The sequence below is a fragment of the Streptomyces sp. NPDC051218 genome (assembly GCF_044455475.1).
Lineage (GTDB): Bacteria > Actinomycetota > Actinomycetes > Streptomycetales > Streptomycetaceae > Streptomyces.
In genome coordinates this window covers 807782-828164 of the sequence record NZ_JBITEU010000001.1, presented here as the reverse complement: position 1 = coordinate 828164, position 20383 = coordinate 807782, and the positions used below count along the sequence as shown (strand labels likewise).

21 protein-coding genes are annotated in these 20383 nt (G+C 72.1%); 7 read left to right on the top strand and 14 right to left on the bottom strand.

Annotated features, from left to right (window positions below):
- Positions 1-59: 59 nt before the first annotated feature.
- The 8 genes from ACIBCK_RS03825 to ACIBCK_RS03790 all read right to left on the bottom strand — a co-directional run bounded on the left by ACIBCK_RS03825 (position 60) and on the right by ACIBCK_RS03790 (position 7838).
- Positions 60-707: a hypothetical protein gene (locus ACIBCK_RS03825; RefSeq protein ID WP_399386440.1), complete on the bottom strand. Its 648-nt coding sequence runs from the start codon at positions 705-707 to the stop codon at positions 60-62.
- 378 nt (positions 708-1085) lie between these two features.
- Positions 1086-1757, bottom strand: coding sequence for a hypothetical protein (locus ACIBCK_RS03820; protein ID WP_399386439.1), 672 nt, complete (start codon positions 1755-1757; stop codon positions 1086-1088).
- Between the two features lie 9 nt (positions 1758-1766).
- On the bottom strand, positions 1767-2084 hold the full coding sequence (locus ACIBCK_RS03815) for a hypothetical protein (protein WP_399387294.1): 318 nt from the start codon (positions 2082-2084) through the stop codon (positions 1767-1769).
- A 62-nt stretch (positions 2085-2146) separates the two neighbouring features.
- Entirely contained in the window at positions 2147-2923 is a 777-nt protein-coding gene (locus ACIBCK_RS03810; RefSeq protein WP_399386438.1) for an SDR family NAD(P)-dependent oxidoreductase, read from the bottom strand.
- Positions 2924-3001: 78 nt separating this feature from the next.
- Positions 3002-3586 carry a TetR/AcrR family transcriptional regulator gene (locus ACIBCK_RS03805; protein ID WP_399386437.1) on the bottom strand — a complete coding sequence of 195 codons (585 nt, stop codon included), beginning with the start codon at positions 3584-3586 and terminating at the stop codon, positions 3002-3004.
- A gap of 55 nt (positions 3587-3641) precedes the next feature.
- Positions 3642-3965, bottom strand: a complete 324-nt coding sequence (nirD, locus tag ACIBCK_RS03800) for a nitrite reductase small subunit NirD (RefSeq protein WP_399386436.1) — start codon at positions 3963-3965, stop codon at positions 3642-3644.
- A complete protein-coding gene (gene nirB / locus ACIBCK_RS03795; protein WP_399386435.1) occupies positions 3965-6577 on the bottom strand; it encodes a nitrite reductase large subunit NirB in 2613 nt (870 codons plus the stop codon). Before nirB ends, nirD begins: the two co-directional genes overlap by 1 nt.
- Position 6578: 1 nt before the next feature.
- A complete protein-coding gene (locus ACIBCK_RS03790; protein ID WP_399386434.1) occupies positions 6579-7838 on the bottom strand; it encodes an NAD(P)/FAD-dependent oxidoreductase in 1260 nt (419 codons plus the stop codon).
- 587 nt (positions 7839-8425) lie between these two features.
- On the opposite strand from ACIBCK_RS03790, the gene ACIBCK_RS03785 reads away from it, so the two are divergent.
- From ACIBCK_RS03785 to ACIBCK_RS03775, 3 genes are all read left to right on the top strand, one after another.
- Positions 8426-9781, top strand: coding sequence for a ferric reductase-like transmembrane domain-containing protein (locus tag ACIBCK_RS03785; protein WP_399386433.1), 1356 nt, complete (start codon positions 8426-8428; stop codon positions 9779-9781).
- Positions 9782-9813: 32 nt separating this feature from the next.
- Positions 9814-9984: a hypothetical protein gene (locus tag ACIBCK_RS03780; protein WP_399386432.1), complete on the top strand. Its 171-nt coding sequence runs from the start codon at positions 9814-9816 to the stop codon at positions 9982-9984.
- 199 nt (positions 9985-10183) lie between these two features.
- Positions 10184-10966 carry a sulfite exporter TauE/SafE family protein gene (locus ACIBCK_RS03775; protein WP_399386431.1) on the top strand — a complete coding sequence of 261 codons (783 nt, stop codon included), beginning with the start codon at positions 10184-10186 and terminating at the stop codon, positions 10964-10966.
- Positions 10967-11036: 70 nt separating this feature from the next.
- Here the strand turns inward: ACIBCK_RS03775 and ACIBCK_RS03770 are convergent, their stop codons facing one another.
- From ACIBCK_RS03770 to ACIBCK_RS03760, 3 genes are all read right to left on the bottom strand, one after another.
- A complete protein-coding gene (locus ACIBCK_RS03770) occupies positions 11037-11756 on the bottom strand; it encodes a class F sortase (RefSeq protein WP_399386430.1) in 720 nt (239 codons plus the stop codon).
- A gap of 135 nt (positions 11757-11891) precedes the next feature.
- On the bottom strand, positions 11892-12449 hold the full coding sequence (locus tag ACIBCK_RS03765) for a hypothetical protein (RefSeq protein ID WP_399386429.1): 558 nt from the start codon (positions 12447-12449) through the stop codon (positions 11892-11894).
- A gap of 310 nt (positions 12450-12759) precedes the next feature.
- The gene (locus tag ACIBCK_RS03760; protein ID WP_399386428.1) at positions 12760-13545 is read right to left on the bottom strand and encodes an aminotransferase class IV; all 786 of its coding nucleotides are present in this window, start codon (positions 13543-13545) and stop codon (positions 12760-12762) included.
- An 86-nt stretch (positions 13546-13631) separates the two neighbouring features.
- Between ACIBCK_RS03760 and ACIBCK_RS03755 the strand changes: the two genes are divergently transcribed.
- A complete protein-coding gene (locus ACIBCK_RS03755) occupies positions 13632-14312 on the top strand; it encodes an NADPH-dependent FMN reductase (RefSeq protein ID WP_399386427.1) in 681 nt (226 codons plus the stop codon).
- Positions 14313-14330: 18 nt separating this feature from the next.
- Here ACIBCK_RS03755 and ACIBCK_RS03750 read toward each other — a convergent pair whose 3' ends face one another.
- Together ACIBCK_RS03750 and ACIBCK_RS03745 are read right to left on the bottom strand one after the other, a co-directional pair.
- Positions 14331-15707 carry an ATP-binding protein gene (locus tag ACIBCK_RS03750; RefSeq protein ID WP_399386426.1) on the bottom strand — a complete coding sequence of 459 codons (1377 nt, stop codon included), beginning with the start codon at positions 15705-15707 and terminating at the stop codon, positions 14331-14333.
- A complete protein-coding gene (locus tag ACIBCK_RS03745; protein WP_399386425.1) occupies positions 15704-16459 on the bottom strand; it encodes a hypothetical protein in 756 nt (251 codons plus the stop codon). Before ACIBCK_RS03745 ends, ACIBCK_RS03750 begins: the two co-directional genes overlap by 4 nt.
- Before the next feature lie 214 nt (positions 16460-16673).
- Here ACIBCK_RS03745 and cutA point away from each other — a divergent pair, with 214 nt between their 5' ends.
- The 3 genes from cutA (at position 16674) to ACIBCK_RS03730 (ending at position 18054) form a co-directional block, all read left to right on the top strand.
- Positions 16674-17030 (top strand): divalent-cation tolerance protein CutA, encoded by a 357-nt coding sequence (cutA, locus tag ACIBCK_RS03740; RefSeq protein WP_399386424.1) that lies wholly within the window; start codon positions 16674-16676, stop codon positions 17028-17030.
- A 32-nt stretch (positions 17031-17062) separates the two neighbouring features.
- Positions 17063-17512 carry a gamma-glutamylcyclotransferase family protein gene (locus ACIBCK_RS03735; protein ID WP_399386423.1) on the top strand — a complete coding sequence of 150 codons (450 nt, stop codon included), beginning with the start codon at positions 17063-17065 and terminating at the stop codon, positions 17510-17512.
- Between the two features lie 245 nt (positions 17513-17757).
- Positions 17758-18054: a DUF6355 family natural product biosynthesis protein gene (locus ACIBCK_RS03730; RefSeq protein ID WP_367041651.1), complete on the top strand. Its 297-nt coding sequence runs from the start codon at positions 17758-17760 to the stop codon at positions 18052-18054.
- Positions 18055-18159: 105 nt separating this feature from the next.
- Here ACIBCK_RS03730 and ACIBCK_RS03725 read toward each other — a convergent pair whose 3' ends face one another.
- Positions 18160-20283 carry a molybdopterin oxidoreductase family protein gene (locus ACIBCK_RS03725; RefSeq protein ID WP_399386422.1) on the bottom strand — a complete coding sequence of 708 codons (2124 nt, stop codon included), beginning with the start codon at positions 20281-20283 and terminating at the stop codon, positions 18160-18162.
- Positions 20284-20383 lie beyond the last annotated feature (100 nt).

The window sequence follows — 20383 nt, the reverse complement described above, 5'->3', positions numbered from 1 at the left end:
CCTGAGGGCCTGATGGGCCACCGGTTAATACTCCGGGGCCGATGCCGTGTCCCCGACCCTCACCGATGCGGCGTCGGTCCCGGTTCACCACGAAGGGGCAGTTCCCTGTGCGGGGGAGCTGCCTCTTCGGTCGTTCTCAGCTCGCGGCTCCTGGACCGGTTCTTCGCGATGTTCCGGGTCTTCCTGGTGCGGGCCGACTCGGCGACCACGGCGAGTACCGCGGGCGACGTCGACCACTCGGCGAGGTGGCGCTGCATCCAGTCCGTGACCTCGGCCAACTCGGCCGGTGTCGGCGCGTGGCCGTCCTGCTCGACGGAGAGGCAGAACAGCCAGTCGTGGATGCGGCGGCGGATGAAGTCGCGGAAGCTTTCGACGGGGAGCCGGTCGATCTCCGGCAGCAGGCCGTCCGACCACTGCCGGAACTCGGCGGGACCGCTCACCTTCCACGCGATCCTGTCCACGAGGGCGACCACCGCCGTCTTGGCTCCGCTCGCGTCGGGGTCGCGCAGGATCGTGGCCACGATTGCGCGGTCCCGGTCGCGGCTCTGCGAGGCAGCGACGACCGAGACGACGCGGAGGTACGCGGACGTTCGGGCGTGGTCGTCCGGGACGGCCTCGTCGACGTCCACGTCCGCGTCCACGTCCGCGTCCACGTCGACGAGGCCGGCCTCCGCGAGTAGCTCGGCCACATCGGAATGCAATGTCATCGCTTCATTTCCTACTTGCCCTACGTGCCTGGTTTCTCGGCGGCCTGGACGGCCTCGCGCTGCCCGTGGGCGTCAGCGGCGTGCCTCGCGGAGTATGGCAGCCAGGGCCCGGCGGGTAGGGCAATCGCGCCAGTTGCACTGGCAGCGGGGACAGTTCAGCCCGTGGGCCAGCATCGCGCGGTACGCCAGATCCGCCGGGTCCTCCGCCAGACCGGCGGCGCTCCCGCGCCCGCCCTGCTCCACCATGTCGACTCCGTCCGGTCTCCCGTGCCCCGGGCCGCTCACGGTTGCCGGGGCCTTACCGCATGACTTCCGTGGAACCGGGGCCGATGGACGCAGCGAAAGGCATATGCGACCGAATTCCGGGGGTGGGTGGGGCTACTCGGCGCTCTCCAGCAGGGACTTGAGTTCGGCCAGGCGCTCGCGCCAGAACGCCTTGTACGCCGCCACCTCCGCCGCGTCCGCCAGCTTCTCGTGCCGGACGCCCACCAGTGTCTTCGCCGGGCCCTTGACGGTCACGCCCACGGAGAGACGGCTGGTGGCGCCCGTCGCGTCCTTGAAATCGGCGGTCACCGACTTGGCGGGGCGGTGCGTGCGGAGGGAGATCTCCGCGTCGGGGAGCCAGCGGCGGCGTACGGCGTCGTCCGTGAAGGCCTCGATGACCCGCGCCGCCGACGCGTCGATCGTCTTGCTACCGCTCGTCCGCCACTCGCCCGTGCTGCTCTGGCCGACCTCGCGCAGACCCCGCTCCTGCTCGTAGCCGACGGCCACGGACTGGGCGTACCAGCCGTCGACGCCATGTTCCTCGCGGACGTGCCGGGCGATCTCCGTGTGGTTGCGGGAGGTGGCGCCCCAGGCGTCGAGCGCCGCGAACCACTGCGGCCAGTCCTTGCCCGTCGCCTCGCGCAGCGCATCGGACGACAGCTTCTCGGTGATCCTCTTCCCCGCGCTGCCGGCGCTGTCCGCGCTGCCCGAGCTGCCCGCGTGGCCCTGGCGGTCCGCGCCGCCCCGGCCGCCCCCGTTGCCCGTAGCTCCCGTACGTCCGCTCATGGCGCGACGCTAGGACCGTCCGCGCCCCGCCGCAAGGCGGAACCGCAGGCGGCAGATGACCGCGTCCGTGTCCCGGCGGACGGCGTGGGCGAGGACCGCGCCGCGTTGGTTCTGGAGCAGGCGTTGCCAGACGTGGGCCGGTTCCACCTCGGGGATCAGGACGGTGACTGGACGTGGGCAGGGCAGGGCAGGGCAGGTCGTGACGGTGGCGGGGCCAGCCGAGAGGCGGGTTGGGCCGGCCGTGACGTGGGCGGGGCCGGCCGTGACGTGGGCGGGGCTGGCCGCGACGGTGGCGGGGCCAGCCGTGACGCGGGTGGTGCAGGCCACGACGTGCGTAGGGCCGGCCGTGGCGTAGGCGGAGTCGGCCCTGACGCGGGTGAGGGAGGGGCTCAGGCCGCGGCGCCTCCGTCGACCACCAAGTCCGCGCCCACCACGGACGCCGACTCGGCCGAGGCGAGGTAGAGCACGGCGGCGGCGACCTCTTCCGTCGTCGATACGCGGCCGAGCGGCGTTGCGCTCTTCATGCGCTCCGTGCGCTCGGCCGGGCTCTCGCCCTGGCGCAGCGACATGCTGGTGTCGGCGGAACCGGGGCTCACCGCGTTGATCCGTATCCCGTCCCGGATGTTCTCGATGGCGGCGCCCTTGGTCAGCGCGGAGACGGCCGCCTTGGTGGCGCCGTAGCCGATGGTGCCCGGAAGGCTGGTGTGGGGACCGAGGTTGGAGGAGACGTTCACGATCGCCCCGCCGCCGGGCTGCGTGCGCATCTGCTTCACCTCGGCCTGGAGGGCGAGCAGTACGCCGGTGACGTTGATGTCGAGCATCGTCCGCCAGTCCTCCTCGGGCAGCTCCACGACCGGCTGCCCGGCGCGCAGGACGCCCGCGTTGTTGACGGCCACGTCCAGTGAGCCGAACCGCTCGACGGTGGCCTCGACGAGCGCCGCGAGGTCGCCGGAGCGCGAGACGTCGGCCGGGACGGCGAGCGCCGTGCCGCCCGCGTCCTCGATGAGGCCCACGGTCTCCTTGAGGGGGCCTTCGGTGCGCCCCGCGACGACGACGTTCGCGCCCTCGGCGGCGAACGCGAGCGCCATGGCACGGCCGAGACCGGAGCCGGCGCCGGTGACGAGGGCGGTGCGTCCTGCGAAGCGGGTACGCGGTGCTGAAGACATCACGGAACTCTTTTCTTGAACGATCGATTCAGTATTAGGGCATCAAAAAAGAGGCCAGGGAGATTGAGCAAGCGGAGCTCAGGCGAGCAGGCTCAGCGCCTGTTCCGTCGCGTCCCGCACCCGCGCCGGGTCCTTGGAGGCCTTGCCGACCACCCGCACCCCTTGCATCAGGGTCAGCAGCATGCGCGCGAGGGCCAGCGGGTCGCGGTCCTCCGGGAGTTCGCCCTGCGCCTGGGCGCGCACGAGCGCGGAGTGCAGCAGCGTCTCCATGTGCTCCCAGCTGCGCTCGACGCAGCGGCTCGCCGCGTCGTCGTGCGGGCCGAGCTCGGCCGCCGTGTTGGTGATGAAACAGCCGTTCAGGCGCGCGGCGTCGGAGGCCGCCTCGGCCCCGAAGCGGCGGACCACCGAGCGGACGGCGGGCAGCGCGGGGCCCGGCTGCGAGAGCTCCGCGAGCAGCCGCGGGTTCTGGAGATCGGCGTACCGCTCCAGTGCCTTCAGGTACAGCTCGTGTTTGTTGCCGAACGTCGCATAGATGCTGGCGCGTCCGATGCCGAGCTCCTCGACGAGGTCGGCCATCGACGTCGCCTCGTAGCCGCGCCGCCAGAACAGCTCTAGGGCCGACTGGAGCGCGGCGTCCGGATCGAATTCCTTGGTCCTGGCCACGAGGAGGAGACTAGATCTATCTGGAACGCTCGGTCAAGTAAATTGCGGCTGACTGCTAGGCCAGCCTGACCCGGTGCGTCTGGACCGTCACCGAGTCGTCGTCCAGGCACCGCCCCGTCTCCAGGTCGAACCGCTGCTTCAGGAGCGGTGAGGCGACGAACGGCCGGCCGGCCGCCGCGCCGAGCAGGCCGCGCGAGAGCACCGCGGCGCCCGTGAACGGGTCGCGGTTGTCGATCGCGTACGCGCGGCCCGCGCGGTCGATGAAGAGTGCGGCCTGACGGCCGTCGGGGAGCAGTGCGGCGATGCCGCGGCCCGGCTGGAGATGCGCGCGGTCACAGACCTCGAACCAGGCGTCTTCCAAGTGGAGTTGAATGCTCATCAGGATGCGGCACCTTCCAGGTCGCGAGGGCGGGAGCCGATGGACAGCAGCGGCAGGTCGGGCTTGATCTGGTCCCGTTCGGGGACGAAGCTCACGGTCGGGTCCGGGACGTCCGGCGCGTTCACGAAGGACACGAACCGCGCGAGGCGCTCGGGGTCGTTGATGGTCTCGGACCACTCGTCGCGGTAGTGCGCCACGTGGTCGGCCATCAGGGCCTCCAGCTCGGCGCAGAGTCCGAGCGAGTCGTGCACGACCACGTCCCGTACGTGGTCGAGGCCGCCCTCGATCCGCTCCAGCCAGGTCGATGTGCGCTCAAGGCGGTCCGCCGTGCGGATGTAGAACATCAGGAACCGGTCGATGAGACGCACCAGTTCGGCGTCGCTCAGATCCTGCGCGAGCAGGTCCGCGTGGCGCGGAGTCGCGCCACCGTTGCCGCCCACGTACAGGTTCCAGCCGCTCGACGTGGCGATCACACCGAAGTCCTTGGACTGGGCCTCCGCGCACTCGCGGGCGCAGCCGGAGACGGCCGACTTCAGCTTGTGCGGGGAGCGCAGGCCGCGGTAGCGCAGCTCCAGGTCGATCGCCATCCGGACCGAGTCCTGCACGCCGTAACGGCACCAGGTCTGCCCGACGCACGACTTCACCGTCCGTAGCGACTTCCCGTACGCATGGCCCGACTCGAAGCCGGCGTCCACCAACCGGGTCCAGATAAGCGGCAGTTGTTCCACGCGTGCGCCGAACATGTCGATGCGCTGGCCGCCGGTGATCTTCGTGTAGAGACCGAAGTCCTTGGCCACCTCGCCGATCACGATCAGCTTCTCCGGGGTGATCTCGCCGCCGGGAATGCGCGGCACGACCGAATAGGAGCCGTTCTTCTGGAGGTTGGCGAGGAAGTGGTCGTTCGTGTCCTGGAGCGAGGCCTGCTCGCCTTCGAGTACGTAGCCGTCGGCGCCGATCGTCGGGGCAAGGGAGGCGATGATCGAGCCGACCGTCGGCTTGCAGGTCTCGCAGCCCTCCGTGCCACGGGCGGACTCGCGGCCGTGCGAGTCCAGGAGTTGGCGGTAGGAGGTGATCCCCAGGGTGTGGACGATCTCGTACAGCTCCTGACGCGTCTGGGCGAAGCAGCCGCACAGGCCCTTGTCGACCTCGACGCCCGACGCCTCCAGCTCGTCGTTCACCAACTGGCCGAGCACCTTCACACAACTGCCGCAGCCGGTACCGGCCTTGGTGCACTTCTTGACCTCGGGCACGGTGGTGCAGCTGTGTTCCGTGACGGCGCCGCGGATCGCGCCCTTGGTGACGTTGTGGCAGGAGCAGATGACCGCGGAGTCCGGCAGCGAGGACGGTCCGATCGCCACCGGGGCGCCCGCGCCCGCGGGAAGGACCAGCTGCTCCGGCGAGACCGGCGGCACGCTCCCGGTCATCGGCCGCAGCACGCCGTACGCCTCCGCGTCACCGACCAGGACACCGCCGAGCAGCTCGCCGCCCGACCCGATGACCAGCTTCTTGTACGTGCCCGAGCGCGAGTCGGAGTAGACGACGTCCAGGCAGTCCGGGGTCGCGCCGTGCGCGTCGCCGAAGGAGGCGACGTCCACGCCGAGGAGCTTCAGCTTGGTGGAGAGATCGGCGCCGGTGAAACTCGACTCCTCCGTGGCGATCGAGGCGGCGACGGTCTCGGCCATCTCGTAGCCGGGCGCGACCAGACCGTAGACCCGGCCGTCCGACGCCAGGGCGCACTCGCCGATCGCGTACACGGAGGGGTCGCTGGTGCGGCACTGCTCGTCGACGGTGATGCCGCCGCGCTCGCCCACCGAAAGGCCGCAGTCGCGGGCGAGTTGATCGCGGGGTCGGATACCTGCGGAGAACACGACGAGATCGGTGGCGAGTTCACTGCCGTCCGACAGTTTCATCCCGCTGACGGCACCCTCCGTACCGACGATCTCCTGGGTGCCGACGCCCGTGTGCACGGTCAGGCCCATGCCGGTGATGGTGCGCAGGAGCGCGGCGCCACCGCCCTCGTCGACCTGTACGGGCATCAGCCGTGGCGCGAACTCGACGACATGCGTGGCGAGTCCGAGGCCGCGCAGTGCGCCCGCCGCCTCCAGTCCGAGCAGTCCGCCTCCCACCACGGCGCCGGTCGTGGCGTACGTCTTCGCGTACTCCTCGATGGCGAGCAGGTCCTCGATCGTGCGGTAGACGAAGCAGCCCGTGGTGTCCTTGCCCGGCACCGGCGGCACGAAGGGGAAGGAGCCGGTCGCGAGCACGAGGGTGCCGTAGGCGAAGGTCTGCCCGGAGCGTGCCGTGACGGTCCTCGCGTCGCGGTCGACGCTCTCGGCGGGGTCTCCGACGTACAGCTCGATGCCGTGCTTCTCGATGAACTCCGGGTCGGTCAGGGAGAGTTCGTCGGGCGTGCGGCCCGCGAAGTACGAGGTGAGCTGTACGCGGTCGTAGGCGGGCCGAGGCTCTTCACACAGGACGACCACGCGGTGGTTGTCGGTGAGACCGCGGGCGGCGATGGCCTCCAGGAAGCGCTGGCCGACCATGCCGTGCCCGACAAGGACGATGGTGTTGTCGTGCGCGCCGTGGCGGGGGCTGGGGGTGTCCGTGGGCATCTCAGAGGCCTCCGTCGGTGGTGAGCAGGTGGAGCAGGGGGCTGCCGTCGTCGGGCAGCGGGTCGTCGGCCTCCCAGGCGCGGGCGAGCGCGCCGACGGCGGTCAGCTCGCCGAGCAGCACGCCGCCGACGAGCCGGTCACCGCGGACGACGACCTTGCGGTACGTGCCACGGGTGGCGTCCGCGAGCTGGACGACGTCGTCGTCGGGCCGGTGCTCGGGGTCGCCGAAGGCCGCCAGGTCCAGGGGAGCGGAGCCGGGACGTCCGTTGTGCAGGGTGAGGCGGGTGAGGGCGCGGGTGCCGGCGTAGGGGCGGGCGTCACGCGGCGAGAGCAGGGCATCGGCGAGGGCATCGGCCTGCTCGAGGGCGGGCGCCGCGAGGCAGCGGGCCTCGCCGGAGTGCTCGGCGCAGTCGCCGATGGCGCGGATGTGCGGGTCGGAGGTACGCAGCTCGTCGTCCACGATGATGCCGCGGCGCACGTCCAGGCCCGCGGCCTGCGCGAGACCCGTGCGGGGGCGGACACCGCAGGCGAGGACGGTGAGGTCGGTGCCGAGTACGTAGCCGTCGGCGAGCTCCACCGAGCGGATTGCGCCGTCGCCCTGCCGCACCCCGCGTACGCGGCACTCGGTGTGCACTTCCACGCCGAGCTCGGTGAGGTGCCGGTGGACCAGCGCGCTCGCGGCCGGGTCGAGCTGGCGCTCCATGAGGCGGTCGCCCTGCTGGGTGAGGACGACCTGGGCGCCCCGCACGGCGAGCGCGCGGGCGGCCGATACGCCGAGGAGGCCGCCACCGATGACGACTACCCGGGTTCCGGGTACGACGGCCTTGGACAGGGCTAGGCAGTCGTCCATGGTCCGGAAGGCGTGCACGCCGCGCGGCAGTTCGGTGGCGCCGGGCTCGAAGAGGCCCCGCAGGGGTGGAAGCACGGGGTTCGAGCCGGTCGCGAGGACGAGGGTGCCGTACGGGACGACGCTGCCGTCCGCGCAGTGCACGAGCCGGTCGGCGCGGTCGACGCGGACGGCGCGGGTGCGGAGGAACTCGCCGGGGGCGGGAGGCAGGCCGATGACCTCGGGGGCGAGGCGGCCGGAGAGGACATCGGCGAGGAGAACGCGGTTGTACGGGGCGTGGGGTTCCTCCCCTATGAGGGTGACCCCGGAGGTGCCATCGCCGTCGCCCCCGAGGCGCTGGGCGAGCCGGACGCCGGCGAGGCCGCTGCCGATCACCACCACGGGGGGTGCGGGGCTCGGGGTCGATGAGGTCATGTACGGCAGCGTGCGGGGGTGGTGTTACCCGGCGGCATCTTGTCTGTTTCCCAGGGGGAACGCTGCCCTCAGCGGGCGCCGGGGCTGGATGTGAGGGTCCTGGCCGGGGGCCTTGGTTCGCCCCGCATCCGACTCTTGCCGAACGGGCCTCTCCCACCCACCCGCCCGATTGCCCCGCATCCGATTGCCCCGTAGTGCCATTCATCAGCCGTCGAATGGCCGCAGTCGGCAGTCCGACGTGAGGGGACGTGGCGGTATGTCTGCCCGGAGCACGGTTCGCGGCGTTCCGGGGGCGAAGTAGCCCGGCGGGTACCGGACGATAGCGAGGACGGACATACCGGCGCGGCCCCGCCCCCTACGACGGACCAGAACCGCACCGGCTTAACCGCCGTTGAGGCAATCCTCAAGCCCGCCTTAAGGATCAGCAGTATCCGCCTGACCAGCCACTTCCGCCCCCGCCCCGCGCCTAGTCTGCGGCGGTGACCACCGACGTAGCCGATTCCCGCCTTGACGCTTACCCCGCCCTGGCCGCATACCTGCGGCAGACGGAGGGGCCCCCGGTTTCGCCGGTTTCGACGGTTCCGCCCATGCCCGCGAAGCCACCGCGGCCCCGAACACCCGCCACCCCCGCCACCCCGATCCGCCTCACCCCCACCACCCTCCGCAACGGCATCCTCGGCGTAGGCCTCGCCGTCACCGCGCTCTGGGCCGTGCAAGCCGAACCCTCGGCCCGGCTCGACGTGCTCTTCGCGACCGGAGCCCACCTCACCGGACTGCTCGCCGGCTACGGCGTCCTCGTCATGCTCTTCCTGATGGCCCGCGTGCCCGCGGTCGAGCACGGCGTCGGCGCCGACCGGCTCGCCCGGCTGCACGCCCTCGGCGGTCGCTACGTGCTCAGCCTGTGCCTGGGCCACGCCCTGCTCGCCCTGTGCGGATACGCCGTCCACGCCGACACCGACCTCCTCAGCGCGGGCCTCGACCTGCTCGGCTACCCAGGCCTCGCCCTGGCCTGCGCGGGCACCGCCCTGCTGCTCGCCGTCGGCGTCACATCGGCGCGCGCGATGCGCCGCCGCGTCCCGCACGAGACCTGGCAGGCCGTGCACATGCTGACCTATCTCGGCGCGGCGCTCGCCTTCGTGCACCAGCTCGCGGGGCCCGACGTGGCGGGCGGCATCCTGACGGTGTGGGCGTGGTCGATGCTGCACGCGACGGTCGCGGTGCTGCTCGTCTGGTACCGCGTCGTCGTACCCGTGCGGCAGGCGCTGAAGCACAGCCTGCGCGTCATCGACGTACGGGACGAAGGGCCCGGCGTCGTGTCGGTCGTGATGCAGGGCATCGGGCTCGACGAACTGCGCGCCGAGCCCGGCCAGTTCTTCCGCTGGCGCTTCCTGCGGCGCAGGCTCTGGCGCACCGCGCTGCCGTTCTCGCTGTCCGCGCCCGTGCGCGACGACACCCTCCGGATCACCGTGAAGGCCATCGGCGACCACACGCGGCGGATGCGGCGCCTGAAGCCGGGGACGCGGGTGCTCGCCACGGGGCCCTTCGGGGCGCTGACCGCGCACCGGCGTACGAAGCGGAAGGTGCTGCTGCTCGCGGGCGGGGTGGGGATCACCCCGATGCGGGCGCTGTTCGAGACGCTGCCGGGCGGGCCCGGGGACATCACGCTGCTCTACCGGGCGGGCAGCGCGGAGCAACTCGTACTGCGGGCGGAGCTGGAGGAGATCGCCAGGAGCAGGGGAGCGGGGCTGCACTATCTGCTCGGGCGCTCCGACGCCTCCTTCGACCCGCTCGCCCCGCAGGCCCTGCGCAATCTGATCCCGGACCTGGCGGAGCACGACGTCTATCTGTGCGGCCCGCCCGGGATGGCGTCATCCGCCACCGCCGCGCTCGTACGGGCCGGTGTGCCCCAGGAGCGCATCCATGCCGAGTGTTTCACCTTCTGAGAGGGGCTGACGTGGGACGTCACCGTAGACCAGTGGGCCCGGCCCAGGGCCCCACCCTGCAAGCCCGCCGCAAGCTGGCGACGGGCCTCGCGGGAGCGAGCGCGCTGATCGCCACCGCCCTCGCCCTCACCGTCGACCCGGCGGCACCACCGGCGCCCGACCGCGCCCCGGCGGGGGTCCCGGCACCGCAGGCGGCGCCGTAGGGGGCGTAGGAGAACCGGACCAGAAGCCTCCGGAAGCCTCCGCAACCCCAGAAAGCCTCCGGAACCCCCGGAAGCCTCCGGAACCCCCGGAAGCCTCCGCAACCCCAGAAAGCCTCCGGAACCTCTGCAACCTCTGGAAACCCTCAACTCTCCCTGAAGTCATGGACGACGTGATCACTCTCTCCATAAGGTCGCGATCATGCCCGACATATCGCTGACCACCGTCGTCGTCCTCTGCATCGCCGCCCTCGCGGCAGGCTGGATCGACGCGGTGGTCGGCGGCGGGGGGCTGCTCCTCCTGCCCGCCCTGCTCCTCGGCCTGCCGGCCGGGACCCAGGCCACGCACGCGCTGGGGACGAACAAGGCCGTCGCCATCGTCGGGACGACCGGCGCCGCGGTGACCTACGTCAGGAAGACGCCGGTCGACGTGCCCACCGCCGTACGGATCGGTCTTGCCGCGCTCGCCGGGTCCATGGGCGGCGCCTTCTTCGCGGCCGGCATGAGCACCGAGGTGCTCAAGCCCGTGATCATGGTGGTGCTGCTCGGCGTCGGGGCCTTCGTCATCTTCAGGCCCGCCTTCGGCACCGCGCCGCCGGCCCGCCCCGCCTCGCCCAAGCGCATCCTCGCCGCCATCGGCCTCGCGGGCCTCGGCATCGGGTTCTACGACGGGCTCATCGGGCCCGGCACCGGTACCTTCCTGGTGCTCGCGCTCACCGCCGTGCTCCACCTCGACCTGGTGTCCGCCTCGGCCACCGCCAAGATCGTCAACTGCTGCACGAACGCGGGCGCCCTCGCGATGTTCGCCTGGCAGGGCGCGGTCCTGTGGCAACTGGCCGGTCTGATGGCCGTCTTCAACCTCGCGGGCGGCATGCTCGGCGCGCACACCGCCCTCAAGAAGGGCAGCGGCTTCGTCCGGATCGTGCTGCTCACCACGGTGTTCGGTCTGGTGGCGAAGATGGCGTACGAACAGTGGCTCGCGTAGCTCCTGAGCTCGCGTGGCCCAAGCCGGGGGCCGCACCCCGGCGCCCCGGCGCACCCCCGCCGCCCGAGGGTCAGCGCACCCCCGTCAGGTGGGCGAACACCACCACGTTGCCCTCGTAGCCGGTCTTCCGCGAATAGTCGCCGCCGCACGTGATCACCCGCAGCTCCGGCCGGTCCGCCGCCCCGTACACCTTCTCGTCCGGGAAGTTCTCCGCGTCGTAGACCTCGTTCGCGTCGACCGTGAAGACCGCGATGCTGCCGTCCCTGCGTTCGACCTCGATGGTGCGGCCCCTGGTCAGACCGCCCAGGTCGTAGAAGACGGAGGGCCCGTCGGCGTTGTCGACGTGTCCCGCCACGATGGCCGTGCCGTTCTCGCCGGGCGTCGTCCCGGACTCGTACCAGCCCGCGAGGTTCGTCTTCTTCGGCGGCGGTACGTCGAGACTGCCCTGCTGATTGAGGCCGAGCCCCATCAGGGGCGCGTTGACCCGGATCGCGGGGATGCGGATCCGGTCGGGCGGGGACGGGGGGAGCGCGTCGGCGGACGTGGTGTGGCCGGAGTGCGGCTGCGCCGAAGCGGCCTGCGCGGCGGACGGCTGGGGCGGCGGACGGGACTCGGTGCCGTTGCGCAGCAGCCATGCCCCGGAGCACAGGGCCAGGACGGTGACCGTGCCTATGGCGGAGTTGACGGCTTTCCTGCCCAGCGGCCTTCCGCCCAGCGCCCTGCGGCCCAGCGGTCTTCGGCCCTGCGGCTTTCTGCCGGGGTTCTTCCTGCCGGGGTTCTTCCTGCGCATCACTCGACTCGTCCCCCTCGGGGTTCTCAGGGTTCGGGGAGGCCGGTCCCCGCTTCCCCCTCCGGGTCCACGAGGGACAGGCGGACCCGGAGAGGGAGGGGGCTGGCGGTACCGGTGGACAGCGGAGGGTGTCCGTCAGATCCTGTCGCCTCTCGCCCGGCGATGCAGGAGCCAGGTACCGCCCGCGGCGGCGACGGCAAGGGCCGCCACACCTGCCGCGGTCTGTACGGGGTCGGGGCCAAGAGCGCCGCCGACCCCCGTCTTCACGTGCCCCTTCGGGGTGATCTGTTGATCGTGGGCGGCGGCGGTCGAGGTGATCGTCACGACCAGGTCACCGGTGACCTGCTTGCCGTCGGCGCCGGAACCCGAGCACTTCGCGACGATCTCGTAGGTGCCGGGCTGTGCCGATGGCGGCACCTTGAACTGACCGGCCGCGCTCCCCTCGTACTCCTTGTCCGAGCCGGGCGCGAGCGTGAACGTGCCGGCGCCCACGGCGCTTGCGTCGCCCGACGCGGAGCCGTCGCTGCCGCACGCGGTGGTGCTCACGGTGACCGTGGAGCCGGGCATGACCGTGGTCGGGTGGACCTCCAGGCCGCCACCACCGGCGGCGGGTGTCGCGGCGGCTGCGGGTGCCAGCAGCGCCGCCGATGCGACGGTGAGCGCGGCAGTGGTCAGCAGGCGGGCTTTGCGCATCGTGCTTGTCCTCCGAGGAGCCATCAGAGGGCACGGCCCGCGGCACCCCCAAGTGCCGCTGCGTCGGTCGAACCCCGCTGTACCGAGGTAAGTGGCACTCGGCGGCGCACGCCTCCTGAAAGACGGTCAGAAACCCTGTACCGGAGCGGCTTCTGACACTTCGACGGATACGTTCCAGCAGGTCACTCGGCGTGTCGCGGAGAAGCGCCCGAAGGGAACGCTGGGCGCCTGTGAATGGGTGACCCGGGGCCGGACGCGCCCCGGCCGTGACCCGCTGCGGCCCTCGGCTCGCCGCAGACCCGCGTTCGCCTCAGACGGTGTCCAGGGGCACGTCGGCGTAGAGCCCCGCCAGCGTCTCCATCAGTGTCTCGTCGACCTTGAACTCCGTGTCGTCGATCCGCCGCACCGGTGCGATGCCCCGTGCGTTGGTGATGAAGGCCGCCGTGTACGAGGAGAGGCTCGCGAGGGTGACCGGGGCCCGGCGGGTGGGGAGTCCGGCGGCCGGGAGGCGGGGTTCGAGCAGTTGCATGGTGATGCCGGCCAGGCAGGGCGCGTCCGGCCAGATGATCTCCGTGCCGTCGTAGAAGGCGATGTTCGTGGTGGCGCCCTCGCTGACCGTTCCGTCGTGCCCGGTGAGCAGCGCGTCGTCGAAGCCGGCCCGCCTGGCGAGCTCTCCATGGCGGGCCTGCCCGAAGCCGCCCAGGTGCTTGATGTGCGGGAAGGGCCGCTGGTAGGGGGCGGACCGCAGGGCCTGCGCGCCCCCGGGCATCCCGCCCGGCGCCCGGACGATGACCGTCACGGACGGCTCGCCGTCGGGTGCGTGGACGTGGACGCGTACGGACGCGTCGGCGATGTCGTCGCGGAGCACGTGCCGGACGAGCTCGCGGACGTGCTCACCGTCGAGCTCCCGGTCGAAGAGCTCACGCGTGGCCGAGTCCAGCCGCTCCAGATGCAGCCCGAGCCCACGCGTCGCGCCACCCCTGACCTGCATCGCGGTGAAGTGCCCGACGCCACCGAGCGCGGACCACAGCAGCCGGTCGGCGGTGGCGGCCTGCCCGTCGATCTCAAGCCGCTGCAGCGGTGAGGGAGTTGTCATGGTCCACACGGTACGGCGGGCCCCGCGCCGAACTCGCGGAAAGAGGCGCTTGACCTCAACCTAGGTTGAGCAATCAGGCTCTCCTCATGACCCAGAACAAGACCCAGAACAAGACCCAGAACAAGAGTGCCGCTGACCCCACGTCCGCCGCCACGGCCACCGCGCCCGGCGCCACCCTCACCACCCCCGCCACGCCCCTTCGCGTCGCCGTCGTCGTCGGGAGCAACCGCGAGGGCCGCTTCGGGCCGATCGTCGCCGACTGGCTGCTGGCCCGGATCGGCGAACGCACGGACTTCGAGGCGGACGTCATCGATCTCGCCGACTCCCACCTGCCGACCGCGCTCTCCTTCAACCCGTCCGCCGAGACGCTCGCCGAGCTCGCCAAGGTCACCCCGAAGCTGGCCGCCGCCGACGCCTTCGTCGTGCTCACCCCCGAGTACAACCACTCCTACCCCGCGTCCCTCAAGAGCCTCATCGACTGGCACAACGCCGAATGGCAGGCCAAGCCCCTCGCCTTCGTCTCCTACGGAGGGCTCTCCGGCGGTCTGCGCGCGGTCGAGCACCTGCGCCCGGTCTTCGCCGAGCTGCACACCATGACGATTCGCGACACCGTCTCCTTCCACAACGCGGGCGCCCTCTTCGCCGACGACGGCACCCACAAGGACCCGACGGCCGCGAACGCCGCCGCCAAGTCCATGCTCGACCAGCTCCACTGGTGGGCGTGGGCCCTCCGGAGCGCGAAGGAGGTCCGGCCGTACGGCAGTTGAGGCCGAAGCGCAGCGCGCTCACGCCGTCGGCAGGTGTACTTCCGCCACCGCGCCACCGCTCTCCGCGTTGCTCAGCTCCACGCGCGCGCCGATCGCCTGCGCCTGGCCGAACGCGATCGTCAGGCCGAGGCCCGTGCCCTGACCGCGCTCGCGAGCGCCGGTCTGGAAGCGCCGGGGGCCGTCCTTCAGCAGATGCTCGGGGAAGCCGGGCCCATGGTCGCTGACCGTGACCACGGGCCCGGCCACCCGTACGTCCACCGGGTCGGCGCCGTGCCTGCGGGCATTGGCGACGAGGTTGGCGATGATCCGCTCCAGGCGGCGCGCGTCGGTGCGTACGAGCGTGTCGTCCCGACCGTCCCGACCGTCCCGACCGTCCCGACCGTCCGGGTCGGCGGGGGCGGCAGGGTCGGCAGCGTCGTCGGGGTTCACCCGGCCGTACGGGTCGCTCTCCGCCGCGAACCGCACCGGGCACCCCGACCGTTGCACGATCCCCTCGGTCAGCGTGCCCAGCGGATGCGTGGCCAGGTCGGGGCGCTCCATCTCCGCGTCGAGACGCGCCACTTCGAGCAGGTCCTCGGTGAGCGTGCGCAGGGCGAGGACCCGGTCGCGCACGAGTTCCGTGGGCCGGCTCTGCGGCAGCAGCTCGGCCGCGGTGTGCAGACCGGTCAGCGGGGTGCGCAGCTCGTGGGCGACGTCCGCGGTGAAGCGCTGCTCGGCTTCGAGCCGCTGCTGCAGGGACGCCGCCATCGTGTCGACGGCGGTGGCGAGTTCGGCCACCTCGTCCTTGCCCGGCCGGCCGCCTGGCGGTCGCGGATGGTCGATACGGGCGTCCAGATCGCCCTGGCTGATCCGGCGCGCGGTGGCCGCCGCGGTCCGCAGTTCGCGGCTGAGACGGCTGGCAAGCGCGGCGCCGCCGAGCGCCGCGAGGATGACGACGACGGCACCCGAAGCCACCAGCTGCTGGTCGAACTCCTCCAATTCATCGGCCTGTTGGGCCAACGGTTCGCGCACCGAGAGCACATGGTCGCCGACCGGCCGCGCCGCCCATACGACGGGGTCGGCGGCGCCCATGTCGAGGTACGTGGTCCGCCGCCCGTCCAGCGCGGCGGCCCGCAGCGATGCGGGCAGATCCGGCGCGTCGAGAGCGGCGTCCGTATCGGCCTCGCCGCCGGTGTCCACCTGGCCCGTCAGCTCGTACAGCTGGCGCACCCGCACCAACTGCGCGGTCGCCCCCGACCTGGCGGTCTTGGAGACCTGTTCGAGGCGCGCCTGGTGGATGAGGACCCCGATGGCGACGGCGACGACCGCGCAGCCGAGCGCGAGCAGCGCGGCGATCTTCCAGCGCAGACCGAGGGCGTTGAGCGCGGCGCGGACGCGCTGGGCGAGGGCCCTCATCTCTGCCCGTCCGAAGGTTTGTCGCTGTCCGTGGGCTCCGGAGTGGGCTTGCGCGTGGGCTTGGGCGTGGGCTTCGGTGACGGCGATGAGCCGTCGGCGCCGTCCGGCGCCTTGTTGTAGTTCTTGGTGTCGCTCACCGTGGACATCCGTACCCCGTCCCAGTGGAACCGCACGGCCTGCTCGCCGCCGTCCGCGCACGGGCTGCGCACCAGCAGGTCGGGGCCGAGCGTCTCGACGCTCACGCGCTTGCCGGAGGTGAGCAGGATCGGGTACACGCGGCCTTCGCGCTCCTTGTAGGCGACCAGGAGGCTGCGTCCGCTCTCCGTGTCGGCGGCCACGAGCAGTTCGGGCCGCCCGTCGCCGGTCAGGTCCGTCAGGAGCGGAGGCCGGAGCCCGGCCTGTCCGGGGCGGTCGATCTCGCCGCGGTCGGCCAGCGGTTTCATCCGCGGATCGGCCCGCAGGACCTTGCGGAAGTCCTCCGCGCCGAGCCCGCCCCTGCCGAGCTTCGGCAGCCCTGCCAGCGGCTCCGGCGGCGGCTGGTGGGTGGCGGCGTCGGCGCCGGGTGCCTCGGACGACGTACTGGTCCAGGCGGGCCAGAGCGGTTCCGGGCGCGGCTGTACGGACACGGACGGCGCGGGCTCACCGGCGCCGAGCCCGTCCACGCTGCCGCATCCGGCCAGCGCGACGGCCGCCGTGCCGGCGAGAAGGGCGGCGCGGCGCAGGAGGCGGCGGTGGGGGCAGGGAAGATTCATGGCACTACCGACGGTAGGAAGCGTCCATCACGGAAAACGGGACGTTGTGTAACAGACAGGGGTAAGCGGGGTGGGGGAGCGGAGATCGGGACCTTCGGCCTGGCCGGTGGCCCCGGCCGGCCGTGAGGGTGTTCGGTGCGGTGGTCGGTGGTCGGTGGCCGGAGGTCGGAGGCCGGTGAGAGGCTCCCCGCCCTGCGCGGCGAGAATCGGCCCCATGACGTCGACGTACGCAACGGAATCAGGTCCCGCACGGGCGGCGGTGCTCACCGTGCTCACCACGACCGACACGGCCCAGAAGGCGGAAGCCCTCGCGAGCGGCGCGGTGGCGGCGCGTGCCGCAGCCTGCGCGCAGATAGCTGGGCCCGTCACCTCCGTCTACCGATGGGAGGGCGCCGTCGAGACGGCACAGGAGTGGCAGGTGCTGTTCAAGACGGCCGCCGCGCGGTACGAGGAACTGGAGGCCTGGCTGACCGAGGCCCACGACTACGACACCCCCGAGATCATCGCGACGCCCGTCGTGCGGGGGAGCGCGGCGTACCTGGAGTGGGTGGAGCGGGAGACGGCCCCATGAGGCGGGACGGCCCCATGAGGCGGGACGGCCCCATGAGGCGGGAGAGGGAACGGCTGCCGTTCTTCGTGTACGGGACGCTGCGGCCGGGGGAGCCGAACCACGACGTCCACCTGCGCGGCAGCGTCGAGGCGGAGCCGCCCGCCCTGCTCCCGGGGGCGGTTCTCTACGAGGGGCCCGGCTATCCGTACCTGGTGGAGGCACCCGAAGGCGGCCCGGTGCGCGGCGAGTTGATCACCCCGCTCCCGTCCGCGTACGACCGGGTCATCGCCGACCTCGACGTGCTGGAGGACTACGCGCCGGGCGACCCCCGCAACCTGTACGAGCGCGTCGAGCGCGAGGTGACGCTCCTGGGTGGAGTGACGGCGCGCGCGTGGGTGTACGTGGCGGCGCCGCGGGTGGCGGTGATGCTGCGTGCTTCGGGGGCGTTGATCGGGGGAGGGGACTGGGCGTCGTTCCAAGGGCGGGGGCGGGGGCGGGGGTGAGGTGTGATCCGGGCGCGCCGGTGACGGGGTGGGCGCGGCTAGGGAGGGGTGGTCGCGGACGCGGATTCCGCAGCTCAAACGCCTGCGCACGCGGTGAGCACTCGATCCGGTGTACTCCGTCACCCGTGAGAGCGACCCGCGTGAACCGCATGATCGCGGAGGGTGTTCGCTGTGGCACTCTCCGTGTGCACCAGTCGGTGCGCGAGTCGGTGCGTGAGCACCACGTCCTCAGCAGGAGTTGCCCCATGAGCCTTCGCCGTTCGCTGCCGGCCCTCGTAGGCGCCGTAGCCCTCACACTCGGCCTCCCCGTGGCGGCCGCCGCGTCCGCTCACACCCCGACCGCCGTCATGAACCCCTGCGGGTTCTACGAGACCGGCAGCGACGCGTTCTACAACCACTGCACGGGCGACGGTTCGAAGGTCGTCATCCACGTGCGGGTGGCCCTCGCCCCCGACTACGAGCGCTGTGTGGGCCCGGGCAAGCACTGGCTGGGCTCGTCGAGCAAGATCCAGGGCGCGCACTACGTGGGCCGCACCTGCTGATTCCGCACGCGCTGTTCTACCTACGCGCATGACAGCGGGCCGGGGGGATTCCCCCCGGCCCGCTGCTACTGCCGCCGCTGCCGCTGCTGCTGCCGCGTCCGGCGGCTACGCCCGCTCAAGCCGGACCGCGCACACCTTGAACTCCGGCATCCGTGACACGGGGTCAAGTGCCGGATTGGTGAGGGAGTTGGCCCGGCCTTCGCCAGGCCAGTGGAACGGCATGAACACGGTGTCGGAGCGGATCGCGCTCGTGATGCGCGCCGGGGCGACGGCCCGACCCCGCCGCGACACGACGGTCACCGGCTCGCCCTCCGCGACCGCGAGCCGCGCCGCCAGCCGTGGATGCAGCTCCACGAAGGGGCCCGGAGAGGCGGAGTTGAGCTCGTCGACCCGGCGGGTCTGGGCCCCCGACTGGTACTGCGCGAGGACCCGCCCGGTGGTCAGGAGCACGGGATACTCCGCGTCCGGCTCCTCGGCGGCCCCCCGATGAGCCACAGCCACGAACCGCGCCCGCCCATCCCCGGTAGCAAACCGCTCAAGAAAAAGCCGAGGAGTCCCGGGATGCTCCCCACCGACGCCGCTCCCGCCATCCGCACCCCCCTCCCCGCCCTCTCGCGCGGGGCACGGCCAGAACACGCCCTCCCCGTTGCCCTCTCTCAGGCGTGCGTACGAGATTCCCGAGTAGTCCGCCACTCCCCCCGCGCTCGCTCTGCGCAGCTCCTCGAAGACCTCCTCCGGGTCCGTCGGGAAGCCCTTCTCGTGGCCGAGGTGCGCGGCGAGACCGTGCAGGACGTCCAGGTCGCTCCGTACGCCATCGGGCGCGCTCACCGCCTGGCGGCGCAGCAGTACCCGGCCCTCCAGGTTCGTGACCGTGCCCGTCTCCTCGGCCCACTGCGTCACCGGCAGCACGACGTCGGCCAGTTGGGCCGTTTCGGAGAGCACGACGTCCGCCACGGCCAGGAAGTCGAGGGACCGAAGCCGCTCCTCCACGTGCGAGGCGCGCGGCGCCGACACGACCGGGTTGGAGCCCATCAGGAGCAGCGCCTTGATGTCCCCGCCGAGCGCGTCCAGCAGCTCGTACGCTGAGCGGCCCGGGCCCGGGAGCGAGTCCGGGTCGACGCCCCACACCCCCGCCACATGCGCCCGCGCCGCCGGGTCCGTCAGCTTGCGGTAGCCGGGCAACTGGTCGGCCTTCTGGCCGTGTTCCCGTCCGCCCTGGCCGTTGCCCTGCCCGGTCAGGCAGCCGTACCCGGCCAGGGGGCGGCCCGCGTTGCCCGTCGCCAGGCAGAGGTTGATCCACGCGCCCACCGTGTCCGTCCCCTTGGACTGCTGCTCGGGCCCCCGCGCGGTGAGCACCATCCCGGCCTCCGCGTCGCAGAACATCCGCATGGCATCCCGGAGTTGCGGCACGGGAACGCCGCTGATCCGCTCCACGTACTCCGGCCAGTGCGCCATCGCCGCCGCCCGCGCCTCCTGCCAGCCGCTGGTGCGCGCTTCGATGAACGCCTCGTCTGTCCGCCCTTCGGCCACCACCAGGTGCAGCAGGCCGAGGGCGAGGGCGAGGTCGGTGCCGGGGCGCGGCGCCAGGTGGAGGTCGGCCTGTTCGGCGGTGCGGGTCCTGCGCGGGTCGACGACGATCAGCTTCCCGCCGTTCGCCTTCAGCTCCGTCAGATACCGCAGCGCGGGCGGCATCGTCTCGGCGAGGTTCGAGCCGACGAGGATCACACAGCCGGTGCGCGGGATGTCGTCGAGCGGGAACGGCAGACCGCGGTCGAGCCCGAAGGCACGCTGGCCCGCCGCAGCCGCCGACGACATACAGAACCGGCCGTTGTAGTCGATCTGCGAGGTGCCGAGCGCCACCCGCGCGAACTTCCCCAAGGCGTACGCCTTCTCGTTGGTCAGCCCCCCGCCGCCGAACACCCCGATCGCGCCCGCGCCATGTTCCGTACGTGTACGGGAAAGCCCCTCGGCGACGCGGGCGACGGCCTCCTCCCAGGTGGCCGGTTCGAGCCGGCCCGTGGCGTGGGATCGGATGAGTGGCTCGGTCAGGCGCACCCGGGAGGAGAGCACAGCGGGCGCCGTGCGGCCCTTGCCGCACAGCGCGCCCCCGTTCACGGGGAACGCGGGACGCTCCACGACCTCCACTTTGCCGCCGGGCCCGGTGGCCAGGCCCATCCCGCATTGCAGCGCGCAGTACGGACAGTGGGTCGGTGTCGCCTTGGTGTGCATAAGGCCCAGCCTCCGCCGGGCTTGTTACACCCCCCAACGCGATCGCGTTACACACGAGGTAAGCCGACCTCATCGCCCCCCACACCCCACTGTGAGCCAC